This window comes from Paenibacillus sp. H1-7, from assembly GCF_022354825.1.
GTDB lineage: Bacteria > Bacillota > Bacilli > Paenibacillales > NBRC-103111 > Paenibacillus_S.
The window spans coordinates 6,949,986-6,973,304 of the sequence record NZ_CP031168.1 but is presented as its reverse complement, the minus strand read 5'-3'; the positions used below and the strand labels follow the sequence as shown (position 1 = coordinate 6,973,304).

Annotated in this window: 18 protein-coding genes; 14 read left to right on the top strand and 4 right to left on the bottom strand. The window is 52.2% G+C overall.

Going from position 1 to position 23,319, the window contains the following annotated elements:
* The first annotated feature begins 208 nt into the window (after positions 1–208).
* Entirely contained in the window at positions 209–991 is a 783-nt protein-coding gene (locus DVH26_RS30670; protein ID WP_239628936.1) for an alpha/beta fold hydrolase, read from the top strand.
* 457 nt (positions 992–1,448) lie between these two features.
* On the top strand, positions 1,449–2,756 hold the full coding sequence (locus DVH26_RS30665) for an ABC transporter substrate-binding protein (RefSeq protein ID WP_239628930.1): 1,308 nt from the start codon (positions 1,449–1,451) through the stop codon (positions 2,754–2,756).
* A gap of 70 nt (positions 2,757–2,826) precedes the next feature.
* Here DVH26_RS30665 and DVH26_RS30660 read toward each other — a convergent pair whose 3' ends face one another.
* Positions 2,827–3,546 carry an SDR family NAD(P)-dependent oxidoreductase gene (locus tag DVH26_RS30660; protein ID WP_239628928.1) on the bottom strand — a complete coding sequence of 240 codons (720 nt, stop codon included), beginning with the start codon at positions 3,544–3,546 and terminating at the stop codon, positions 2,827–2,829.
* A gap of 516 nt (positions 3,547–4,062) precedes the next feature.
* On the opposite strand from DVH26_RS30660, the gene DVH26_RS30655 reads away from it, so the two are divergent.
* The 3 genes from DVH26_RS30655 to DVH26_RS30645 are packed head-to-tail and all read left to right on the top strand — an operon-like array spanning position 4,063 to position 5,154.
* Complete coding sequence (locus DVH26_RS30655) at positions 4,063–4,326, top strand: hypothetical protein (protein WP_239628926.1); 264 nt, start codon at positions 4,063–4,065, stop codon at positions 4,324–4,326.
* Positions 4,327–4,376: 50 nt separating this feature from the next.
* Positions 4,377–4,775 carry a hypothetical protein gene (locus tag DVH26_RS30650; RefSeq protein ID WP_239628925.1) on the top strand — a complete coding sequence of 133 codons (399 nt, stop codon included), beginning with the start codon at positions 4,377–4,379 and terminating at the stop codon, positions 4,773–4,775.
* Between the two features lie 7 nt (positions 4,776–4,782).
* Positions 4,783–5,154 carry a DUF5412 domain-containing protein gene (locus DVH26_RS30645; RefSeq protein WP_239628924.1) on the top strand — a complete coding sequence of 124 codons (372 nt, stop codon included), beginning with the start codon at positions 4,783–4,785 and terminating at the stop codon, positions 5,152–5,154.
* Between the two features lie 86 nt (positions 5,155–5,240).
* Here DVH26_RS30645 and DVH26_RS30640 read toward each other — a convergent pair whose 3' ends face one another.
* Both DVH26_RS30640 and DVH26_RS30635 read right to left on the bottom strand, forming a co-directional pair.
* Positions 5,241–6,053, bottom strand: coding sequence for an Ig-like domain-containing domain (locus tag DVH26_RS30640; protein WP_239628923.1), 813 nt, complete (start codon positions 6,051–6,053; stop codon positions 5,241–5,243).
* A gap of 151 nt (positions 6,054–6,204) precedes the next feature.
* Positions 6,205–7,857 carry a PucR family transcriptional regulator gene (locus DVH26_RS30635; protein WP_239628922.1) on the bottom strand — a complete coding sequence of 551 codons (1,653 nt, stop codon included), beginning with the start codon at positions 7,855–7,857 and terminating at the stop codon, positions 6,205–6,207.
* A 204-nt stretch (positions 7,858–8,061) separates the two neighbouring features.
* Between DVH26_RS30635 and DVH26_RS30630 the strand changes: the two genes are divergently transcribed.
* The 6 genes from DVH26_RS30630 to DVH26_RS30605 all read left to right on the top strand — a co-directional run bounded on the left by DVH26_RS30630 (position 8,062) and on the right by DVH26_RS30605 (position 15,430).
* Positions 8,062–9,321, top strand: coding sequence for an amidohydrolase family protein (locus DVH26_RS30630; RefSeq protein ID WP_239628921.1), 1,260 nt, complete (start codon positions 8,062–8,064; stop codon positions 9,319–9,321).
* A gap of 218 nt (positions 9,322–9,539) precedes the next feature.
* Positions 9,540–10,745 carry an ABC transporter substrate-binding protein gene (locus DVH26_RS30625; RefSeq protein ID WP_239628920.1) on the top strand — a complete coding sequence of 402 codons (1,206 nt, stop codon included), beginning with the start codon at positions 9,540–9,542 and terminating at the stop codon, positions 10,743–10,745.
* Between the two features lie 16 nt (positions 10,746–10,761).
* Positions 10,762–11,640 carry a branched-chain amino acid ABC transporter permease gene (locus DVH26_RS30620; RefSeq protein ID WP_239628918.1) on the top strand — a complete coding sequence of 293 codons (879 nt, stop codon included), beginning with the start codon at positions 10,762–10,764 and terminating at the stop codon, positions 11,638–11,640.
* A 21-nt stretch (positions 11,641–11,661) separates the two neighbouring features.
* Positions 11,662–13,524, top strand: coding sequence for a branched-chain amino acid ABC transporter ATP-binding protein/permease (locus DVH26_RS30615; RefSeq protein WP_239628916.1), 1,863 nt, complete (start codon positions 11,662–11,664; stop codon positions 13,522–13,524).
* On the top strand, positions 13,517–14,230 hold the full coding sequence (locus DVH26_RS30610) for an ABC transporter ATP-binding protein (RefSeq protein ID WP_239628914.1): 714 nt from the start codon (positions 13,517–13,519) through the stop codon (positions 14,228–14,230). Before DVH26_RS30615 ends, DVH26_RS30610 begins: the two co-directional genes overlap by 8 nt.
* Positions 14,231–14,260: 30 nt before the next feature.
* Positions 14,261–15,430 (top strand): amidohydrolase family protein, encoded by a 1,170-nt coding sequence (locus DVH26_RS30605; RefSeq protein ID WP_239628912.1) that lies wholly within the window; start codon positions 14,261–14,263, stop codon positions 15,428–15,430.
* A gap of 609 nt (positions 15,431–16,039) precedes the next feature.
* Here DVH26_RS30605 and DVH26_RS30600 read toward each other — a convergent pair.
* Complete coding sequence (locus DVH26_RS30600) at positions 16,040–16,897, bottom strand: helix-turn-helix transcriptional regulator (protein ID WP_239628910.1); 858 nt, start codon at positions 16,895–16,897, stop codon at positions 16,040–16,042.
* 125 nt (positions 16,898–17,022) lie between these two features.
* On the opposite strand from DVH26_RS30600, the gene DVH26_RS30595 reads away from it, so the two are divergent.
* From DVH26_RS30595 to DVH26_RS30585, 3 genes are read left to right on the top strand one after another with little or no spacing between them, the layout of a single operon-like run.
* Positions 17,023–18,318, top strand: coding sequence for an ABC transporter substrate-binding protein (locus DVH26_RS30595; RefSeq protein WP_239628908.1), 1,296 nt, complete (start codon positions 17,023–17,025; stop codon positions 18,316–18,318).
* A 44-nt stretch (positions 18,319–18,362) separates the two neighbouring features.
* Positions 18,363–20,948 carry a glycoside hydrolase domain-containing protein gene (locus DVH26_RS30590; RefSeq protein WP_239628906.1) on the top strand — a complete coding sequence of 862 codons (2,586 nt, stop codon included), beginning with the start codon at positions 18,363–18,365 and terminating at the stop codon, positions 20,946–20,948.
* Positions 20,945–23,068: an alpha-N-acetylglucosaminidase gene (locus tag DVH26_RS30585; RefSeq protein WP_239628904.1), complete on the top strand. Its 2,124-nt coding sequence runs from the start codon at positions 20,945–20,947 to the stop codon at positions 23,066–23,068. Before DVH26_RS30590 ends, DVH26_RS30585 begins: the two co-directional genes overlap by 4 nt.
* Positions 23,069–23,319: the final 251 nt, after the last annotated feature.

Here is a 23,319-nt window from a genome sequence, read left to right as displayed (position 1 = left end):
GAATGAATCATTTGCTTTACACAAATGTAACTCAAAAAATCCCTATTGTCTACTCCCATCTGCACTATTTTTAAGTTCCTAGACCACTTTCTGGAGAACTTTCATTGGCATCTGAAGCCGAAACTCCATACCTGATCTATAGGTATTCACCCATGTTTGCTTAAGTGAATATCTTATTGCTGAAGACTTTATAAAAGGGGGAAATGATGTGGGATACTTTGTTAGCGTAGAACCTGGCGTAAATTTATACGTTGAAGATATAAATCCCAAGGGCAGCAAGACGATTGTGTTTTTGCACGGCTGGCCGCTGAGCAGTAAACAGTTTGAGTACCAGTTTAATGTGCTTCCCGCAATGGGATACCGGGTTATAGGAATTGATTGGAGAGGCTTCGGAAAGTCGGATAAGCCGTTTCATGGTTACAATTTCGACCGTTTGGCCGACGATATCCGAGCTGTCATTGGGGCGCTGCAGCTAAACAATGTCACTCTTGCAGGGCATTCCACTGGCGGAGCCATCGCTATTCGCTACATGACCAGGCATAACGGATACGGAGTATCCAAGCTTGTCCTTATTGATGCTGCGGCTCCTACCGGTTTTACTAAAGAAACGGCGGAGCATTTTCTAACCGTGGCGCAGAACGATCGGCCCAAGATGATGAGGGAAGTCATGGATACGTTTTTCTTTCAATACATTTCCGGCCCCTTCGCGGACTGGTTCATGCAAACGGGACTCGAGGCGGCGGGCTGGTCCACCTCAGCGATCATCGTCACGCTAAGAGATGAGAGGCTGGATGCCGATTTGCCCAAAATAGGGGTACCGACCTTAATCGTTCACGGCATTCATGACAAGGTGATCCCCTTTGCACAAGCACAGGAAATGAACCGGCAAATCCGGAATTCACAGCTGGTTCCGTTCCATTACAGCGGTCATGGATCTTACTGGGAAGAACGTGACAAGTTTAATCATCTGCTAACGCAATTTATTGGCTGATCCTCCTCTTATGGTAGGTAAAAGGAACGCGACTGCCCTTCTTCATTCGGCAGCCGCGTTTTTTAATGAGAGCTGCCTTCAAAAAGAGATTCGCTGTCGGTAAAGTAAAATAAATTGACTGTTTTAGTTATTTTTATAGTTATTTTAACTAAACTTTAGGTTGACAGTCAAATCATGCCATTATAATATGGTGATGTAAAGGGATATGAAAGCGATTACTTTAGAAACGCGAGTAAAGTGTTTTAGTTAAATTTCTCGGAAATTTTAGTATCATTCACACGGCTTGGAATAATTGAACGCGCGTACTGTTCTGTATTTTCGTGTTATGAAAAGCTAACTGCAAGTTGCACACAGCCAGAACCCTGCACCTTGAAGCCCTGCGACCTGTTTTACTAGGAGCATCCATCCATATCCGGACCGGATCAAATTCAAATGCATAAGGGGAGTGTCGATGTCAATGAAAATGAAAGCATGGTCAGCCATTGCAAGTGCAGCGGCAATCGTCTCGTTACTGGCGGGCTGCAGTCAGCAGCAGTCAAGCGGGACCGGAGGTACGGTGGAGGTTAACATTGAGCGTACGGAGCTGTTTTTTTACTCGGGTGGCGGGGATACTACGGAGGCATTCGATGCAAGATTCGGGGACGCGCTCCGCAAAAAGTTTCCGAACTACGATATTAAGTACATCGCGGTTGACCCGAATAACCGGCTGCAGCAGCTGGTAACGGCGGGACAGCGCATTGATTTTTATTACGGCTCCATCGGGGCGTACCCCGAGTTTACCCAAGTCGGGCTTCAATTAGATATTACGGAATTGGCCAAGAAGCACAACGTTGACCTGTCCAGCATTGAACCGACACTGATCGACGCTGCGAAAATGATATCGGACGGAAAGCTGTACGGCTTGCCTGTCTTTAACAACATTATGGTGACGTATTATAATAAGGCTTTGTTCCAAAAATTCGGGGTTGCCCTTCCGAAAGACGGTATGACCTGGGACGAGATGCACGAGCTTGCTCGAAAAATGACCCGTAACGACGCAGGGAAGCAATATCTCGGTCTCGTTGTGTCGCCGACCCACGTGCTCCGATTGAATCAGTTTTCTCAGCCCTATGTGGATGTGAAGGCGCAGACGTCTACGATTAACAGCGATGTTTGGAAGAAGATGTATGAAACCTACTATACGATCCCCGCACAAGATCAGGGCTACAAAGAACGGATAGTCGCACTAAATAACAAGCTGCCGTATAAGGACGACTTTCTGAAGGATCAGAATCTGGCGATGTTCGTATATTTGTCGGATCTGCAATCGATTTTATCCAAAGAAATGTCAACCCTTGATTGGGATATCGTCTCCATGCCGACGTTTAAGGAGCTGCCCGGCATCGGTTCGCAGGCGTATCCGACCCTCATGAGCATCACTAATCAAGCGGTTAACAAAGATGCCGCAATGGAAGTGTTGAAATACTTGGTTTCGGAAGAATACCAAACCTTGGCGGCGAAGAAATCGACCATACCCGTGTTGAAGAGCACGTCGGTACAAAATGCGATTGGGGAAAGCGCGGAGTTCAAGGACAAGAACCTGAAAGCGATATTTTACAACAAGCTGGCGCCTATTTCGCCGAAGAGCAAATACGACGGTATCGCAGAGAAATCGTATACCAAGCCGCAGGTTGATCTTTCCCTGGGCAAAATCGATATCAATACCGCACTGCGGATGGCAGAAGAAGAGGCGAATAAGGCCATCGAACAGGAAAAACGCAAGTAGCTATACTGCTCCTTATTATTGAAAAAAACGAGGCTGCCAGCGGCAGTCTCGTTTTTATGTAAGCGACGAATTACCATTCCATCGCTTCCCCTTTATAGTTCAGAAAAGCAGGACGATCCCCCATAAATTCCTTATGTCTACCCACCAAGCCCAAAATTTGGCCGGCAGATTCAGCAGGTGTCAAGCTGCCTTTCTCATCAAGAACCCCTTGCATATAGCTTCGTACATGGCCGGGATGGACCACCATCACTTGACCGCCCAGCTTCTTCAGTTCGTTGTGGATTAACGCCGACTGCATGTTGAGGGCAGCCTTGGACATGCAATAAGCGAACCAGCTTTCCCTCCAGCAGGTGGCGATACTTCCGGCTTCCGATGAGATATTGACGATCAGCTTCGTCTCGCTCTGAAGTATCAAGGGAGTTAAGGCATTCGTTACTCGAAGCGTACCGAGAGTGTTAACATTAAACACTTCCTGGATCTCCTCGATATCCAGCGGCTCCGTCACCTTGGCTCGAATATCCCCCAGGATTGCAGCATTGTTGATCAGCAAATCCAAGCGGTCCGTCAATTCACGAGCCTTCTCAACCGCCGTCGTGACACTGTCACTGCTCGAAATATCCAGAGGAACAAGAGTCAACTGATCGGGATACTTTTCACCTAATTGGTCAAGATCCCCCTTGTCAGCCAAATATTGCCCGGCAAAAACGGAATAGCCACGCTCCAGCAGCCCTTCCGCGAAGGCGTAGCCCAAACCGTGATCGGCTCCGGTCACAAATGCGAATCGATTCATCGTATTAGTCCTCTCTATCTGCATCAGTCTTTATGGTTCTGAGTCCCATTGTACCTTCCCTATCAACGGGAGAACAATATTATATAGTCATTTGCTTATGGTATGATGTCTGGAATTCGTTGATTTATTAGGCAGGATAATTTAACCAGTAAACGAATATTTAGTTATGATTTATCGAGCTTGTGAGCTTTATGGAGGGGCAGATCGCGGAATTTAAAATACGGCAAACGCGGAAGACAGAAACTGCTTTTATGATCCAAGGTGAATTGATAAACGGTCAGATGGTTGAAGGTATGGAGATTCATGTGTATTTAAATCAACACCTGCAGGTCTCGGGAGTAATTACTGAAATAATAAAAGTAAACGAACAATACGAAATGATCATCGGATGTTCCGACCTAGATGAGGTAGACTTTTGGGACATGTTGAACTTAAAGGATAAGGTGTTAGAGATAAAATAGCTTGACTAAACTTTAATAAATTTTCAGTCGAGTATGAGATGGAGTGTGGCAGATCGTGCGTGGTGAGTTTATATGGGGAATTTTTGTTGCTGATAATACGGGTCGATTTCCAAATTTTTTTCCAATAGCTCTATACACTACTCGTGATGAGGCGTTAGAAGATATTTATTCATTGCCAAAAGATACGAATTATCAATTACTTAAACTTCCCCTGAACCGTAATTTCGCTTATTATCACAAAAAAAGTGGGAAATTGGTTGGTATGGATAATGTCTACCATGAGCACTTTCATTTTGAAAGCGATGAGAATGAAAAGTAATTTTAAAATCTGGAGACCTTTAGTGGATTATCACCATAGGAGGGAGATAAATGTGGATACCTTATGATGAAAGATTAAAGCATAAAGCTGATTTTAGAGTAAAGTATAGGTTTTACTCTCCAGAAGAGGACGGGAGAAAGAAACCTGTTTTTCAAGGATATCGATCCGACTTTTTTTATGATGGGGATGACATAGCAGAAGGAATCTATATAATACATCCAGAGTTTGAGGACGTATATGGGAATGTTCTTTTAGATGATGTTAATCCTGTTCAAGTTGAAGGAACTGCAAGGATGTGGATTCTTTTCCCAGCGATGAGGAAACAAGTACACGTGAATCGGATTAAAAAAGGCGTTATCGGTTATTTGATGGAAGGATCACGAAAAGTAGCGATTGCAGAAGTAATTGAAATTCTAGATCTACATGCAAATGCTGAATTATTAACTTAGGAGACATATGAATAGAAGAAACAAACTAAATAGAATTCTTATCAGCATCAGTTTGTTATTCCTTTGTATAATTGGATATTGCGTATATTGGGCATTCTTTGATATGAGCAGATTGCCAAGAGGAGATTATCTTACAGAAGAAGTATCCACAGACGGAGCCTATACTGTAAAAGCATATGTTTCAAATGGAGGAGCTACGACTTCGTATTCTATACGAGGTGAACTAGTTTTCAATAACCAAAAAAATAAGATGAAAAATATCTATTGGAATTATCGTGAGGCAACTGCTGATATTGAATGGATAGATAACGATACAGTTGTCATAAACGGGCATAGATTAAATGTTCCTTATGATAAGTTTGACTTTAGAAATAACTAAAATCCAACTAAATAATTAATGAATCCGCGGCTGTCGTATAAGATCGGCAGCCGCTTTGTTTTTCCCGTTCACATCCTTTACACCCGTCACTGCTGCGCTGTCGTAAAGGCGAACGTATGGGAGCGCCTGCCCGCTTCAACCGTAACGACTACTTTGCGCCCCGGCAAATAAGGCTGTTCTGGCGTGAAGCTAATGCCGTATTGCGAGCCGGCGGTTGTGCCCGGGGTGGGGAGATGCGGATCGTCCGCATAATCTATTTTCATACCCATGCTGTCATAGCTTCCTTTCCATGTCACAGACACCACTGCGTTGAGAGGCACATTCACCGCCCCGTCAGCAGGGCTTATCGAAGCGATCCAGTGGCGGTTTTGATACTCCTCCCAGCCCCATAGTGCTCCGAGCACCAGCAGCAGCACGCTGGCAAAGGATAACCATCCTCTGCGGCTTAGCTTAAATCCCGGCTCTATCCCACCGCGAAGTGCCTTACCGGCAGATACCATTGTGATGAGTGCGGCAAGGCCAAGCCAAACATGCAGCGCCATGCCTATGACCGTGCCAAGCACTGGCCAAGGTATCCAGTGGCGGGTGAATACTCCCCCGTAAAAGAGCCAACTAAACAATGCGGGTACCTGCGCTAAAATCAATAGAGCCAAGCCGACAAAGGACAAGAGGAGCAAAGCTTTTTGCACTCGGACAGAGGCCAAGTTAATGGCAGTGGCTCCGACAATGGATGCCGCTCCGCCGACCATGGATAGGACCCCCCAGCTCCCGATTTCCGATTCCTTCACATCACCGAGTATGTACCAGGGGAACACCGGATAGTACAGGCAGCCTATAAGGAAGCTGCTGATTCCAACAAGGTAAAACATGAAAATCGGCTTGTTAACGAATGATGGCAACACGGCACCCCTTTTCCACATATAGCAATTCATACCATATAGACATGGTGTACCGAGGAAGGTTACGGACAGCCGTGGGATTATCAGCGTCTTATCATTATTGCATGAGTTTCTCCCAGGTCAGCCGGCAGGAATGCCGTCCCCCAAAAAATCATTTTATATTAAGAAGCTGCTCGATAGCGAACGCGATGCGAAAGCGCAGGCTTTCCGTCGGATCCTTCAGCTTGCGTCCGGTCAGCTTTTCGCATTTTTCCAGCCGGTAGATGACTGTGTTGCGATGTACGAACAGCTGCTTCGCCGTCTCTACAAGCTGGCAGTGATTCTCGTAATAAGCGTGCAGCGTCTTCAGCAGCTCGTTTTGCTCTCCTTCGTCGTTAGCCAGCAAGCTTTTAAACGTTTCGTCATAATACTGCTTCAGCTCGTCGAGCGGAACCATCCGAAACAGGTGGCTGAAGTCGTTGGCCTGATGCGACCGGACAAACCTCGTTTTTTTCATCTGATACCCGATTTGCAGCGCTTTATGAGCCTCCTTGAACGACAGCCCGATATCCAGCACACCGGTAACCCGATGGCCGACGCCGAACGACATACTAAGCTGAGATTCCCGGTACAATTGCTCGACTACCTGCTCCAGCTGCCCGATCAGCCCCGATTCCTCCGAATCCGGCTGACGGATGAACAGCAGCAGTCCGAACACGTCGTTTTTGGTGAACATGACAAAAGGAATGTCCATCTGCGAAATGAGCCGCTTGATCCATTCATAATGAACGTCCCGCTCGGAAATGAGCTTTTCTTCCTGCAGAGATACGGTATTGGTTGAACCGGAGTCGGTCCATTCGTCCTTTTTGGCGACGATCATGAGCGACGTTCCTTTTGCTTTCAAGCCGTACTTTTTACCCCGATGGACCACCTCCTGCTCCGATGTAAGAAAGCCTTCGATCAAATCAGAGAAAAATTCGTTCTTATACCTGCGCGACCGCTCCTTCACCGCCTGCTTCTTCGTAAACTCCAAGCCGATCACATTCGCTGCCTGCTCCAGCGCCAAGGCGGCCATTTTGCTGTCGGAAGGGCTGCTCCGCAGTGCAATTAAATACCCTTCATGCCGGTACGTGTAGATCGGGTACAGCTGAATAAAGCGGTAATCCGAGACTTCGGGATGAGTCAGGCACAAGGAGACCGGTGAATCGATGGCAGGCAGTGTACCCAGAGCGTCGATTATGCAGCCAAGCGTCCTTTTCATGCCGGAGCTCTGGAAGTGGCGGGATTGTCCGCTGATTTGAAGCTTTAGGCTAGCTAGCAAAACAGGAGAGCCGAGCAGTCCGGTCAATGTTTCGATAATATCCGGAATGCCTTTTCCGTGCATGATCATGGAGGAAAATTGCTTGTGGATCGTTAGCGCATAATGAAGCTCGTGGTTCGTATTTTCCAAAAGAAAGCTGGTCGATTGCTGAAATATTTCCCCAAGAGAGTGGTCGACGGATGAAAGCTCGATGATCGGAAATTGCAGCCGTTCCGCTTCCTGAAAGGCTTCCTCGGTAATTTCGAGAGCAAACCGTTTGGTTTTGACCCCAAGACCGGTACAGCCTATTTTGTCCATGCTGCGTATCAGCTCGATGAGCTTATCTGGGGAATCTTTCATGAAATAGCCGTTCGTCAGCAGCAGATCGCCCGGCTTCAGGAAGGTAATGATGTCCGGTGCATCCATAATATTGACCGACTGTACGGTACGGGACAGCCCGCTGTGCCCTGCCATAATATGCGCGCGGTTATAGATAGGAATGGTTAAGAGCTCCTGTAACAGCATGTTCTTACCACCTTTTAGTTCGTTATGTAATTAAAATTAACATTGAAAATGCCGTCTGTAAATGATTTGTACGAATGATCTAGCGGTAACCCTTTGTTTTTAGATGGATCGACCAATGACTTTCGAAAGGCTAGCGGATATTATAGCAACATGAAGAGAAGATGATGTTACTTTATCTAACATTAGATTAAAGGGGGCGGGCAAATGGCAGTGGAGGTCTCCAGCAGACTGCAATGGCGAATCATCAATTGTTCGATCGAGGGCTATGAGTCGGCGATGGATATAGGGATTGCCGATGGAAAAATCGTCCGGCTCGTTCCTTCCGGCACTTGGACCGGATCGGCGGAGCAGACGGTGGATGCGGAAGGAGGCTTGCTCATTCCGGGATTGGTCGAGAGCCATATTCATTTGGAGAAGGCTCATTTGCTTTCGCGAATGGACCGGAAGCCGTCCTCGCTGCAGGAAGCTATCCGGCTGACGGCGGCGATGAAAAAAATGTTCACCCGCGAAGATATCCGCGAACGCTCGCTGCAGGTGCTGAGGCAGGCCGTACTTCATGGGGTTACGCATTTGCGGTGCCATGTGGAGATCGATCCGATTTTGAAGCTGGATGCGATGGAGGTTGTGCTGGAGCTGAAGGAGCAGCTGAGGCAGGTGCTGGATATCCAGATCGTGGCGTTTCCGCAGGAAGGGATCTTTCAACAGCCAGGTACGGCGGAGTGGATAGAGGAGGCAATTGTGATGGGAGCGGATGCCGTCGGAGGCATTCCTTATAACGACCGCGATGTGGAGGAGCATCTGGCGTTCGTGTTCGACCTGGCGGAGAAGTACGGCAAGCCGGTCGACTTCCATGCAGACTTCTCCGATAACCCAGAGGAGCTGAACATCGAGCGAATTGCGGCCATGACGATAGAGAGAGGCCTGCAGGGGATGGTTGCGGCAGGACATGTAACCTCCCTCGGTTCCGTTCCGTACGACCGGGCGGCGGCCATTGCTGAGCATATTGCGGAAGCGGGTATTCACATCATATCGCTGCCTGCTACGGATTTGTATTTGAACGGCAGAGGGGATACGGAAAAAACGAGACGAGGGCTGACACCGATCAAACTGCTTATGGAGCGGGGGGCTAGCGTTTTGTATGGAACCAACAACATTCGCAACGCCTTTACGCCTTTCGGCACTGGAGATCCTCTCGATATGGCGTGGCTGCTCGCCCACACTGCCTACATGGGCAGCGATGAGGAGCTTGGCGAGCTGCTTCGGATGACGACCTATCGCGCAGCAGCTGCGCTGGGGATTGCGGATTACGGCATACAGCTCGGCTGTCCTGCCGATCTGGTGCTGCTGCCCGTCGATTGCGCAGCCGAAACGGTGTTGAGCAGACCCGAGCGGAGGATGGTATGGAAGAGGGGGATGGTAACGGCGCAATCCAGCAGGATGCAGCTGCGGTCCGGTTCGTGGTGAATGATCATGCCGAGAATAGATGGCGGCAATAGTAAAGAAACAAGAAGCGGTTGCGGCACTCTTCCTGGTTAACGAGCCAACTGTATGGAATCCGTCGTCTGATGCAGCGGATCACCATTCGCACACGGAAAGAGGGAAACAAGAGCAGATATAGGCACGAACTAAACTGAAAACTAAACAAAAGAACTAAAATATATAGCACAGGAGCGGTGATAACAATGAAAAAAATATACGGTCTCATAACGGCAGTAACGTTAGCGGCGTCGGCTTTGGCCGGCTGCGGCAGCAGCGAGTCGGCATCAAGCACGAGCGGCGGTCAAGGCGGTGCGGCGCCGATTCGTATCGGGATGTCCACCGAAGCGACGGGCGGCAACGCGGAAACGGCGGAAAACATTTATAAAGGCGCGCAGATCGCCGTAGATTTCGTCAACAAGGACGGCGGCATCAACGGCCGTCAGGTCGAGCTTGTCGTGAGGGATACGGAAGAAAACCCGACGAGAGGGGTCAGCATCGTCCGCGATTTTGCCCAGAAGGAGAAGGTGCTGGCGGCGCTCGGCGGCTTCAACAGCACTGTCATGCTGGCTCAATCGCCGATTGTTAAGGAAGAGAAGCTGCCATTCCTGGTGCTGACATCCAACGTGCCGGAATCGGTGCTGAACGGGATGCCGTGGACGTTCGGCGTGCGGATGAACGCGGATATTACCGCCAAATACGCGCTCGGCTTCATCAAGAAGCATTTTAACACGACGAAAATCGCTATTCTCCATGAGAGTGGTGGTTATGGAAACGGGGCGTTGTCCGCGATGACGAAGGCTTTGGCTGCGGAAGGAGCGAAGCCGGTCGCGGTCGAGTCGTTCAACCTGAAGGATCAGGACATGACGGCTCAGGTCGCCAAAGCGAAGGCGGCGGGAGCGGAAGTAATCTACTTGTTCGGGATGGGCGCATCCAACGGGTACGTGCTGAAGGCGATGGAGAAGGCGGGCTGGAATGTGCCGGTGATCGGCGAGAACGGCATGGTGTCCAAAGGCATTTACGAGGTAGGCGGGGCTTTGACGAACGGAACGTATGCCATTCAGACGGCTAATTTCTCCGGGGAGCAGACAAGGGAGCAGGCCAAGAAGTTTCTCGATGCGTTCAAGACGAAGTTCGGGCACATTCCGACGACGTTCGCATCCGCAGCACAAGGGTTCGACGGAGCCATGATTTTGTTCGATGCGATCAAGAAAACCGAGCTGAAGGGAGATCTGGCCAAAGACCGCGAGGCGCTGAAAAATACGCTGGAAACGAACACAGGTCCGTACAAAGGCGTCATTCGGGATTGGGATAAAGTATTTACCAAGGAAAACCACGATGCTGTGGACGTGAATTCGTACTTGATGAATGTGTGGAAGGACGGCGTGCTCATTCCTTCCGCCAAACAATAGAAGGAAGTGACCCCTCATGTCTACTCTGGTACAAATATTGCTGAGCGGAGTCGCCATCGGCAGCCTGTATGCGCTCATCGCTCTAGGCTACAGCTTGACGTACGTCGTTAACGGCACTTTGAACATGTCGCAGGGGCAGCTCGTCATGCTGGGCGGCATGCTGATGTACAGCTTTACGGTAAAAAGCGGCATCCCGTTCATCCCCGCCCTGCTGCTGACGGGCATTATCGTTGGGGTGCTGGGCATCGTGATGGAAAGGCTGGCGGTCCGCAAGTTTGCCACGGACCCTTCCTCCGTCGGATGGGTGCTCAGCACGATTGCAGCGGGCATCATCATTCAGGACGTCGCCCAATTTCTGTGGGGACCGGACGAACGGGTCGTTCCGTCCCCGGCCGGGGAGGAGATCGTCCGGCTGTTCGGAGCCGGCGTGTATTGGAAGGAGCTGATCTTCATCCCGGTGGCGGCGCTGTTTTTTGCCGGACTGGCTTATTTTTACAAATATTCGCATTGGGGTCTGTGGCTCCGCGCGACGGCAGATAACCGTACCGCTGTCGAGCTGGTCGGCATCAACAGCCACAGAGTGGTCGCAACAGCCTACATGCTGTGCGGGATTCTGGGCGGCCTCGGAGGCGCGATGATGGCGACGAACTTCGCGGTGTCCGCTTCCATCGGCCTGTCGCTCGGGCTGAAGGCAATATCCGTTGCGATATTGGCCGGTCTCAACAGCGCCAAGGGTATCGTCATTTCCGGCCTTGCGCTGGGGCTAGCCGAGGTCGCGGTCGCGCAGTTCATTTCCTCGGATTTCCGGGAAATCATCATCTATTTGTTTGTCATCCTCGTGTTGTATGTGAAGCCGACCGGCTGGTTCGGCACCAAACCGGTTGTGAAGGTGTAGCGGGAAGGAGAAGTGAACACAATGAAAACAGAAGCAGCTCTCAAACGCCGCAGCGTGCCAAGGGCGGTGCGCTTTCCTTCCGCACTGGCAGTGCTCGTTCCTCTGCTGGCATTGCTCATGACGGCTCCGTTGTTTTTAAGCAGCTATTATATCAACATCCTGTATATGATCGGCATTTATATCATCATCACGGTTGGAATGAACATTCTGATCGGTTATTGCGGCGTCGTGTCCATAGGCCATGCCGGGCTTATGGCGACAGGCGCTTACGTTTCGGCGTATTTTAGTCAGCATTTCGGATTGTCCTTCTGGCTGACGACTCTCCTCGGCATGGCGCTGGCGCTAGTGCTGGGAAGCTTGTTCGCTATCCCGACGCTGCGCGCCGGCGGCGTCTTCCTGTCGATGATTACGATTGCGTTCGGTATCGTCATCAACGAGGTGCTGGTCCGATGGAGTGCTTTCTCGGGCGGGCCGCTCGGGATCTCCGGCATAGCCAAGCCGCAGCTGGGCGATTATTCCTTCACGCTAACCTCGATGTATGAGCTTGTCCTTCTCCTTGCCGCCGGTGCGGTAATGCTGCTGCGTAACGTGCGCCGTTCCGCTTGGGGCAGGGCGATGATTGCGGTCAAGGAGAATGAGATTGCTTCGTTATCCGTAGGAATCCGTCCTTTCCGAATCCAGTATGCGGGATTTGCGCTCAGCTCGGTATTGGCCGGGTTGGCCGGAGCCATCTACGCTCACGCCAACAGCTTCATCAGCCCCGACACCTTCGGCTTCCATATGTCGATCCAGCTGGTGCTTGTCGTTATTCTTGGCGGTGCGGGCACGCTGCTCGGGCCGGTCATCGGCTCAGTTATTATCGTGATGCTGCCGGAGGTGCTGGAGCTCGAGAAGCTGCGTCTCGCTTTGTACGGTGTCATCATGTTCGTGGTGCTGTATTTTCTGCCAAAAGGGATAGCCGGGACGCTGCTTCCTCTGCTGCGCCGTCTTGTACCGGCAAAAGCAGACGTACCGTCCGATGACGGAAACGGGGACGCGTCCGTATCGGCACCGTCGCTGTCGGTGAAGGAGCTGCTGCCGTATGCATCCGCAGGCTCCGCTGCTTCAGGCTCCGCACCGGTACTGCAGGTCAAAGGCCTGAACAAGCATTTCGGAGGGCTGCATGTAGTCAGGGACGTCGGCTTCGACGTCTATGCAGGAACGGTGCATACGCTGATAGGACCTAACGGCGCGGGAAAAACAACCGTGCTGAACATGATCTCGGGATTTTATCCTGTAGATGCCGGCACGGTTCAAATTCAAGGCCATACCGTAAGCGGGCGGACGCTGGCGCAAGTGGTTGGCGCCGGCATTTCCAGGACGTTTCAGCATACGCGGCTGTTCGGTGAGCTGACTGTGCTGGAAAATATTATGGTGGCGATGACGAATGAGGCGAGTCCGGGATTCTTCTCCTCTCTGCTGCAAACCGGCGGAGCAAAGAAGAAGGAGGCCGTAATCCGGCGACGGGCCCACGCTTATCTGGATCTGGTCGGCTATGAAGGGGATCGCTCGGAGAAAGCCGCTTCGCTTCCGTACGGCCATCAGCGCATGATCGAAATCGCCCGCGCCTTGGCTGTCCGTCCGCGCGTGCTGCTGCTCGATGAGCCTGCGGCCGGGATGACGGCGGGGGAAATCGGCCAGCTGGAAGCCGTCATCCGCAGATTAAAATCGGCCGGGTTGTCCATCCTTTTAATAGAGCATCATATGGACTTCGTCACCCGAATCTCCGACCAGGTTACGGTGCTTGATTACGGGAGCATTATTGCGGAAGGAAGTCCGGAGGAAATCGGCCGTAATCCGCGCGTCATTCAGGCGTATTTGGGCGAGGAGGATCACGATGCTTAATATATCCGATTTGCATGTGCGCTACGATGCGGTTCACGCTCTCCGGGGAGTCAGCATGGAAGTGCGGCAGGGGGAGACGGTTGCCGTCATAGGCTCCAACGGGGCGGGAAAAACGACGCTGATGAACGCGATCATCGGCATGGTGAAGCCTTCTTCAGGCAGCATTATGCTGGGGGATGCATCCATCGCCTCCCTCCCGGCCTACCGGACGTTTGCCGAAGGTGTCTCGCTGGTACCTGAGCGCAGGGAAGTGTTCGGAGCACTCACCGTCCTCGAAAATCTCAAAATGGGGCTCAGCATGGAGCGCAAACGATTCCCCAAAACGACCTGGAACGGCGAGCTCGAAGCGATATTCGCGAGATTCCCCCGTCTGCGGGAGCGAATGAACCAGACGGCAGGGACGCTAAGCGGGGGCGAGCAGCAAATGCTGACGATATCGCGGGCGTTGATCCGTAAGCCGAAGCTGCTGCTGCTCGACGAGCCTTCACTCGGTTTGGCTCCCATTGTAGTGAACGATATTTTTCAGACGATAAAAGGGTTGAAAGAAGAAGGCGTGACGATTGTGCTGGTGGAACAGCTGGCCCGTAAGGCGCTGGCGGTTGCCGACCGGGCTTACGTATTGGAGAACGGGGCGTTCGTCATGCACGGACCCGCTCAGGAGCTGCAAGCTAACGACAACATCGCCAAAGCCTACTTGGGCGGTTGATCGGACGAAGACGAAACGGAGGACATCGATGTGAAGAGTATCGTGGAACGCGTCAAAATAAACAATGAGCTGTTTGATTTACAGCTGGAGGAGGGGACGATCCGTGAAGTAGTTCCTGCAGGAGCCTCCCGAGCGACAGGCGCAGATACGGTCTGGGATGCCGAAGGCTTACTGTATCTGCCTGCATTGAGCGATATGCACTGCCATCTCGACAAGCATTTTTTGGGAGAGCCGTGGAAGCCGCTTCAGCCGTTCGTTACACTGGACCGGCAGCTGAAGTTCGAGAAGGAGCAGCTCGCCTCGCTGCAAACCTCCGTACATGATAGAGGGCTGATGCTTGCTGAGCTGATGGGCAGACAAGGAACGACCAAAATCCGGACCCATGTCGATGTGGATCCCGACATCGGCTTGAGCCATCTGGAGGCGGTGCTTAGGCTGAGGGAGCAGCTGCGGGATCGGATGGAGATCGAAATCGTCGCGTTCCCGCAGCAAGGGCTGCTTCGATCCTGCTCCGTCAGCATCATGAAGGAGGCGTTGCGCAGCGGTGCCGATCTGGTCGGAGGAGTCGATCCCGCAGGCCTCGATAAACGGGTAGAGGCCAGCCTCCACGCGATGTTCGAGCTGAGCGAGGAGTTTGACGCCGGGGTCGATCTGCATCTGCACGATCCGGGTCACCTCGGGTTGTATACGATCGATCTGTTAGCCGATTATACGAGCCAGTCGAACAAGCAGGGTCGCGTTGCCGTGAGCCACGCGTATTGTCTCGGCATGGTATCCGCCGGGGAAGCGGCCGATACACTGGCCGCCATGCGGGAAGCGGGAGTGGCGATGATATCGAGCGTTCCGATCGACCGGCCGATGCCACGCCCTGACGAGCTGATTGCGGCAGGCGTATCGTTTCGGGTGGGGACGGACAACATTCGCGATTCCTGGTCGCCGTTCGGCAACGGCGATATGCTCCAGCGGGCCTCCCGTCTCGCGGAGAAGTGCGGCTGGATTACCGACGGGCAGCTGCAGCGCACGTATTCGCTGATTACGGACCGGCCGTTAACCCCGCAGGCCGGTCAATCCGCCGACTTCATGCTGGTCGACGCGCAAAATATCCAGCATGCTCTGGCTTCCGTCCCCCCGCGGGAAGCGGTGTTTTACAAAGGGCAGCTTCTGTACGGCAGCCGGCCGAGCTTGAGCCCTACGGTTTAGAGAGCGAGGGGGTTGCCAGACCTGATGCGATTCGACTCAAGGAAACTGTTGGGAGAGGAGGGGATCAATTTGTATAGACACGAAGGAGAAGGAGCGATTAGTGAAAGCGCTGCGAGAAGGACTATCGACTGCTGCAGCAGGCCGGTGCTGGGGAAGTGATCGGTTAATCCATCGATCGGACCGTAGATCCGTTATTACACCAAAAAAGAGCCAAAATCAAGGTGTTTCGGACCGTAGTTCCGTTATTGGGTGCAAAATCAGTGAAAAACATGGATTTTATAACCAATAACGGATCCTGTGTCCGATAGCAGCAAATTTCGGGCGTTTTTTCCAAAATAACGGATCCTGTGTCCGATCGCATCGTTATCGGCAGGCCAACGCGTGAACATGCCAGGGATCATCGGGATTAACGAGTCGTATGGGATACTACGCGATTTGAACGCATTTCTTCTTAGTAACGATAAGATCTTGAATAATCAACAAACCGTTTTGGCAGAGTGATACCTCCTCCCTTTACCGAAGAACGGTTTCTTTTACATTACAAAGAGGGCATTCCGCAGCCGTATTCGAGGCTTCAGGAATACCCTCTTTTTTATGCAGCCGACCGATTCAGGTCAGGTTCTCTTTCTTGGCCGGCGTGCCGGACATCATGCGAAACTGCAGGGGAGAGAAGCCATACTGGTTTTTGAACAGCCGGCTGAAATAGTGAAGCTGGATCCCTACGGCGGAAGCGATGTCCGTTACCGACAAGGAGGTGGTGGTCAGCAGTTTTTTGGCCTTCTGCATCCTGAGCTCGTGAATGTACTGGACCGGCGACAAGCCGAGCATCGACTTGAACAATTGGCTGAAGTATTGGGGGTTCATGTGAACCAGCGATACAAGCTCCTTCATCGTTATAGGCTCGGACAGATGCTCCTCGATATATTTCACCACAATCTCCATCTTCTCGTGGGACAGCGCCCCCGTCAAATTCACCTTCTCAATCCCCGCATGTCCGATAAAATAATGCAGCAGCTCGAACAGGATCGACTTTACTTTCCAGACGGCGATGAGATCGGGACTTTTAAAGTAATTCATCAGGTCCTGGAACAGCTTTTTCACACGGTCCATGTCATCGTGGACTTCTATGAAATAAGGGGTCTGGAGGATGTCTAGCAGGCTCATATCGCCGACGGAGGCCGTGAAGTGGCAAAAATATTTTACATACGTATGATCGCTGATCGTTCCATGACCTTGAGGAACACCGGCAGGAATCAAAAATAATTGACCGGGTCTGGGGCTGAATTCGTGACCGTTAATGTTGAGCCAGCCTTCTCCATCCAAAATAAAATAAAATTTATGAAGCTCGGGAACAAAGCTCATGTTGCCCCAGCTGCGCGGAACTTTCACAAAACTGGCGGAGGTCACCGTCGTTTGCATATTGGACAAATAGTGTTTCAGAAGCCGGTTTTGATGGATCAGACTCATAAGTCCCTCCAGAAAATGGGAAATTTGCGGGAACTTTGTTTAGTTTATGTAAAGCCATTATACAACAGAATCCTTAGAATGGGATTGCAAGGAGATGGAATTCGAACTAAAAGGGGAGATGGAGCATGATTCGATCGTTCAGGCTGTTAATGATTATGGCGGTTATGGTTGTACTAACGGTTGCAGGATGTACTTCAACAGGAGGCAAGGGGGATACAGAGAAAAGCACCGGTGAGAACAGCCCCCCTAAACCCGTCACTTTGAAGGTGCTAGGCGTTATTACGTTTTCCGATGAGCAGTGGGACAACATCTTCGTCAAGCCGATCCAAAAGAAGTTCCCTCACGTAACCTTGGAACGATTGAACGAAAAAAAATACCAGGAACGGCTGACCTCAGGATATGTTCCGGATCTTATTGTGACCTCTTACTCTTCCATCCCGAGCTTGATCGATCTGAAGGTAGTCGGCGATATCGGGCCCATGATGCAAAAGGAAAAGTTCGATGAAATGAAATTCGATAAGCCGATTATGGATATGTTCAAAAGCTTCCCTTCTCTCCAATTCGCCGGTTTGCCGATGTACAAAAACCCGAAGGTGCTGTTTTATAACAAGGATGTGTTCGACCGGTTCGGCGTTCCTTACCCTAAGGACGATATGACTTGGGAGCAGGCGGTGGAATTGTCCCGCAAGCTGACGGTTTCTAACGACGGAGTGCAGTATATGGGGCTTCAGCCGGGATCGCTGGGACATCTGGCAGGGCAATTATCCTTGCTGCAGGTCGATCCGAAAACGAACAAAGCGGCGGTGAACTCCGACGGGTACCAGCGGCTGTTTCAATTTTTGAAGCAGATTCAGACCATTCCGGGCATGGATTTGACGAAGGCGAATTCGGATGCTTTTTTCAAAAACCGATCGCTCGCCATGTACGACTATTGGACGACGGACGGCTTGATTCCGCTGGAGGAAGCGCATAAGGCGGGCAATCCGATGAACTGGGATCTCGTTACATCGCCTGTATTCACTGATAAGCCGGGTGTTCATTCGATGCCGGATGTTCACGTCATGGTCATGTCCGACATGAGCGAGCACAAGGATTTGGTGTACCAAATTATGTCCTATGTCGCCTCTTCCGAGGAAGTCCAATCCGAATTCGCCAAAATCGGCAGAGCGCCGGTCTTGCGCAGCGATAAAGTGTTTCAGCACTTCGGAGAAAGCTTCGAGAGTGTAAAAGGGAAGCATCTGGAAGCTATTTTCAAGACCGGCTTTGCCCAAAGACCCGCCCCTTCGGCTAACGAAGGATTGGCAAGTAAGCCGGTGAATGACGCTCTGACGCGCGTTCTGTCCGAAAGCGAAGACATTAATACCGCATTGAGGAAGGCTGAGGAGGAGGCCAACAAAGCTATCGAATCAGCCTCCAAATAAAATGGCGCTGCAAAGAATGACTCAGGTTAGGAGTGAATATTCAAGTGGTACAAAAGGAAAACGGCTTAGGAGATCAGCAGCTTATCGGGCAAGAAGCACAAGCCGATTTGTATTGGGTTGCGGTGGAGCGCGACCGGCCTGTACTGACACTCCAGGATATGCCGGTGGATTGGATGGAGCGTTCCGGCCGGAAAGAGTTTGCCGCCACTGCTCGGCCGGGCGAGTGCTACGCGCTGCAACTGGTGCTGTACGCGGCCCGTTGTTCCGTGGACTGCGTACAGGCCGACTTTTCGGACCTGGTGTCCGGACAAGGAACGCGTATTGACGCTTCGGGGGTTGAATGCTACGCGCTGGAAGGCAGAGATGCCTACGGACAGCCGTTCAAGAAGACGGTTGCCGTCGGGCAGGGCGGCGTGCAGTCATTGTGGATCGGCATCACTCTCCCGATTGATGCGTCTGCGGACCGATACACCGGAGAATGGACTTTTACGGCTGGCGGCATAAGCAAGCGGCTTACCGTTACGCTCACCGTGGCAGGGGAGCCGTTGGACGATGCAGGGGACAGCGAGATGTGGAGACATTCCCGTCTGCGGTGGCTGAACTCGGATGCAGCGATAGACGAGGAGGTTACGGCGCCGTATACCCCGGTAACTTGGGAAGGGCGGACGGCAGGGTGTCTCGGCAGGGAAATGACGCTTGACGAGCAAGGCTTTCCCGAATCGATCGTAAGCCGGTTCAACAGCGCTGTAGACGGGCTCGTAGAAGCCGGGCGCCCGGTTCTCGCGGAGCGGATCCGGCTCGTAGTCGAAAGCGATGACGGGGAGGCCGTCTGGATCGGCAATGATTTTCGAATCGAACGGCAAACGGACAGCCGTGTCGGATGGGCTGCACAAAGCGGCAGCGAGTTGTGGGAGATGAGCTGCCGTGGCGAGCTCGAATTCGACGGATTCGCCCGCTTTGAAGTGACCCTGAAGGCGAAAGAGGACGTTCGTGTCCGTGATATTCGCCTCGATATCCCTTTCGCTCCGGATATTGCCCGTTACGGGATGGGATTGGGGCACAAGGGCGGATTCCTTCCGGAAGCGTTCGATTGGAAATGGGACGCGTCCAAGCATCAGCATGCCATGTGGATCGGCGACGTCAATGCCGGACTTCGCTGCCGCCTCCTCGATCATGAGGGGCGCAGGCCGTTCGTCAATATTTATTATAAGCACCGCCCGCTCACGGTCCCGGACAGCTGGCATAACCAGGGCAAAGGGGGCGTCAGGCTCCTCCGCCAAGACGGCGCCGTACTATTCCGGGCGTATAGCGGAGACCGGACGGTCGGAAAGGGAGTAGAGCTTCGCTTTCACTTCGACCTGATGATCACGCCGCTGAAGCCGATCGATATGTCCGCTCATTGGAGCAACCGGTATTACCATCGGCTGGAGGGCAAGGCGTTAATGAACGCCTGGCAGGAGGAAGCGCTGGCGAGCGGAGCCAATATCATCAACGTTCATCATGGAGCGGATGCTCATCCGTTCATTAATTATCCGTTCCTGGAGACGGAGAGCCTTACCCGCTTCGTTGAGGAAGCGCACGATAAAGAGCTTAAGGTCAAGCTGTATTACACGGTTCGGGAAATGAGCGATCATATGATCGAATTAAAGGCTCTCCGGAGCTTGAGCGACGAAGTGTTCCCGCGCCCGAATCCGGATGTGACCACTTCCTTATGGCAGGGCGACGCCGCTGAATGGGTTCGAAAGCATCTGGGCGACGATGTCATTCCCGCATGGAAGCACGAATTTAAGGTAGGAAAGCATGCCGGAAACATCGATGCGGCTATTCTTACGGACGGTACTTCCCGGCTGGCCAATTACTACGTGGAAGGTCTCAAATGGCTGACGGAGCATGTCGGAATCGACGGTATATACATCGACGATACCGCATACGACCGCTTCACCATGCGCCGCGCCCGCAAAGTGCTGGATCGGGCGAAGCCCGGCTCGCTTATCGATTTCCACACATGGAACCATATGAACGAACGGGCGGGCTTTGTCAACAACGCCAATTTGTATATGGAGCTGTTCCCATATCTCGACAGCCTGTGGATCGGAGAGGGCTTCAAATACAACGAGGTTAGCCCCGATTACTGGCTCGTGGAAATCAGCGGCATTCCATTCGGCTTAATGGGAGAAATGCTCGGTCAGGGCAATCCGTGGCGCGGTATGGTATTCGGCATGTCGAACCGGCTCGGCTGGATCGGCCAAAGTCCGGAGTATCTCTGGAAGCTGTGGGATCAGCTAGGGATTGCGGAAGCGCAAATGCTCGGCTACTGGCATCCGGACAATCCGGTGCACCCGGATCGGGACGATGTAGCGGCCACGGTATACCGCAAGCCGGAGCAAATGCTAATCGCGCTGGCGAGCTGGGCGGAGGAGCCCGTCGAATGCTCGCTGCAAATCGATTGGGAGCAGCTCGGCTGGAGCCGCGAGCTGGTATCGTTCGAAGCGCCGGCGATTCAACATATTCAAGAGTCATTGCCGCTTGAATCGCTGCAAGCGATACCGCTGCAGCCGAAGCAAGGATTATTGATCGTATTGCGGTCTAATCGCTCTAATGCAAACCAACAGGAGGAGAAACGTTCATGACGGAAGCTGTAACAAAGAATTCTTTCCATAAAGAGGTTGTAAGCGGACTGGTGAGCCGGCTGCTCGGGCCGGCGTACCGGGAGCAGTTCGATTTGGAGGAGATCGGCCAGGACCAAGGACGCGATGTGTTTGAAATCGAGAACAGGGGCAAGCGGATTGTTCTTAGAGGTTCTAACGGCATCAGCCTTGCCTCCGCGCTCCACTGGTATTTGAAATACAGCTGCAACGCGCACATATCGTGGTCAGGCGATCAGTTGTCGCTGCCTGACCGGCTGCCGCAGGCGGAAGCGGTTCGGAAAGCGACGCCTTACCGCCACCGCTATATGTACAATTTTTGCACATTTAATTACTCGATGACTTGGTGGGACTGGAAGCGGTGGGAGCGCGAGATCGACTGGTTGGCTCTGCACGGGATCAATATGCCTCTTGCCGTAACCGGACAGGAAGCGGTCTGGATGGCGGCCGGGAACAGACTGGGGCTGTCGGATGAGGAAATGCTCAAGCATTTGACAGGACCTGCTTATTTGGCCTGGCATTATATGGGGAACGTAGACGGTATGGCAGGCCCGCTTCCGCAAAGCTGGATCGACGGGCAGAAGGAGCTCCAGCTCCAGATTCTTGAACGCGAGCGGGAATTCGGCATGACGCCGGTGCTCGCCGGGTTCTACGGTCATGTTCCGGCGGCCTTGCGGCAGAAGCGTCCCGAAGCGAACATTATGCAGCTGAAGTCGTGGTTCGGCATGAGGGGCGTCCATTTCCTCGATCCGCGCGATCCGTTGTTTGACGAAGCTGCATCAATATTTTACGAGGAGCAGGAAAAGCTCTACGGCACGGATCATTTATATGCGATGGACCTGTTCCATGAGGGCAGCTCTCCCGACTCTTCGACGGAATATGTGACGGAGTCTGCAAAGGCAGTCTGCCAATCGATGCTGAACCACGATCCGGACGGGGTCTGGGTTATGCAGAGCTGGTCGATGTCCGAGCCGATTGTGACCTCGCTCCCTAGGGAGCATCTCCTGATGCTGGACTTATATGCTGAGAATAACGCCAAGTGGAAGCAGACCCATGCCTTCTACGACAAGCCGTGGGTATGGTGCATGCTGCATAATTTCGGCGGCCGCAACGGGATGTTCGGCGATTTGGAGATGGTGGCGCAAGGCCCGGCGCAGGCGCTTCACGATCCGGGGAAGGGCGATATGGCAGGGATCGGATTTGCTCCCGAAGCGATCGAGGAAAACCCGGTATTTTACGATTTGTTGAGCGAAATGGTATGGCGGACGGAAGCACCTGACATGGAGGAGTGGGTGGAGGACTATTTGCAGCGCCGTTATGGAAACGGCAGTGAATCGGCAGTGGAAGCGTGGCAGCTGCTCCGGCGGTCGGTCTACTCCAAAAATTCGAACTATGAAACCGTTGTGTGCGCCAGACCGAAGCTGGAAATCCGGCGGACGTGCAACGGAACGGTAGTCCCTTTTTACGATGTGCGGGTGCTGCTTCGTGCGTGGGAGCGGTTGTTGGCAGGCGGAGATGAATTGGCAGAATCCAAAAATTACCAGTACGACCTGGTAAACGTGGGCCGTCAGGTGCTGTCCGACATCTCGAGGCCGCTGCACTTGAACATGATCAAGTCGTTCCGCGCCGGCGACCGCGAGCAGTTCAACGAGTATTGGAGCGCATTCGAAGCGCTGATGATCGATATGGAGGAGCTGCTCGCGACGAACGTTCATTTTCTTACCGGGCCATGGGTGAACCGGGCGAAGAAGTGGGGAACCAATAAGGAGGAGACGGCGCTGCATGAATTCAACGCCCGTACGATCATCTCCACCTGGTGGCCGGAGGTTACTTTTGACGATTACGCGCACAAGCAGTGGTCCGGCATCATGACCAGCTACTATCTGGAACGGTGGAGACAATTCGCCGCCAAGCTGGAGGCCGCTATCGATAATCCGGATACGTTCAGCCAAAAGGATTTTGACAGCGATATCCGCAAATGGGAGTTCAGCTGGATGAAAGGAACGGAGGATTTCTCCCTGGACCCTTCAGGGGATGCCGCAGCCGTATCGCGCAAAATGTATGAGAAATACGCGCCTATGGTTGACCGTTTCTGGAACCTGTAAAATTAGTTCAATAGTGCAAGCCGATGGTCGCTTTTCGCGAAAATCGGCTTTTTTGCCGTTTCGTATTATAATGATAAGGGTAAATATTTAAGATGACCTTCTTTGCAAGGGCGTGTTGAAAGGGGGGGAATGGGGAATAAAGGAGATAACGGGAGCCCCGCCGACTGTTGAGTCTAGCCCCTAACGGGATGCATCCGAAGCTGGAAAGGTTTGTTGTGATTCAGGTAGAGCGGGCTGGCGGAGCATTATTT

Coding starts and splice junctions, on each gene's coding strand:
- DVH26_RS30610 (WP_239628914.1), top strand. CDS start 13,517: ATGCTTAATATATCCGATTTGCATGTGCGCTACGATGCGGTTCACGCT.
- DVH26_RS30620 (WP_239628918.1), top strand. CDS start 10,762: ATGTCTACTCTGGTACAAATATTGCTGAGCGGAGTCGCCATCGGCAGC.
- DVH26_RS30615 (WP_239628916.1), top strand. CDS start 11,662: ATGAAAACAGAAGCAGCTCTCAAACGCCGCAGCGTGCCAAGGGCGGTG.
- DVH26_RS30650 (WP_239628925.1), top strand. CDS start 4,377: ATGTGGATACCTTATGATGAAAGATTAAAGCATAAAGCTGATTTTAGA.
- DVH26_RS30625 (WP_239628920.1), top strand. CDS start 9,540: ATGAAAAAAATATACGGTCTCATAACGGCAGTAACGTTAGCGGCGTCG.
- DVH26_RS30600 (WP_239628910.1), bottom strand. CDS start 16,897: ATGAGTCTGATCCATCAAAACCGGCTTCTGAAACACTATTTGTCCAAT.
- DVH26_RS30630 (WP_239628921.1), top strand. CDS start 8,062: ATGGCAGTGGAGGTCTCCAGCAGACTGCAATGGCGAATCATCAATTGT.
- DVH26_RS30635 (WP_239628922.1), bottom strand. CDS start 7,857: ATGCTGTTACAGGAGCTCTTAACCATTCCTATCTATAACCGCGCGCAT.
- DVH26_RS30660 (WP_239628928.1), bottom strand. CDS start 3,546: ATGAATCGATTCGCATTTGTGACCGGAGCCGATCACGGTTTGGGCTAC.
- DVH26_RS30585 (WP_239628904.1), top strand. CDS start 20,945: ATGACGGAAGCTGTAACAAAGAATTCTTTCCATAAAGAGGTTGTAAGC.
- DVH26_RS30595 (WP_239628908.1), top strand. CDS start 17,023: ATGATTCGATCGTTCAGGCTGTTAATGATTATGGCGGTTATGGTTGTA.
- DVH26_RS30645 (WP_239628924.1), top strand. CDS start 4,783: ATGAATAGAAGAAACAAACTAAATAGAATTCTTATCAGCATCAGTTTG.
- DVH26_RS30665 (WP_239628930.1), top strand. CDS start 1,449: ATGAAAATGAAAGCATGGTCAGCCATTGCAAGTGCAGCGGCAATCGTC.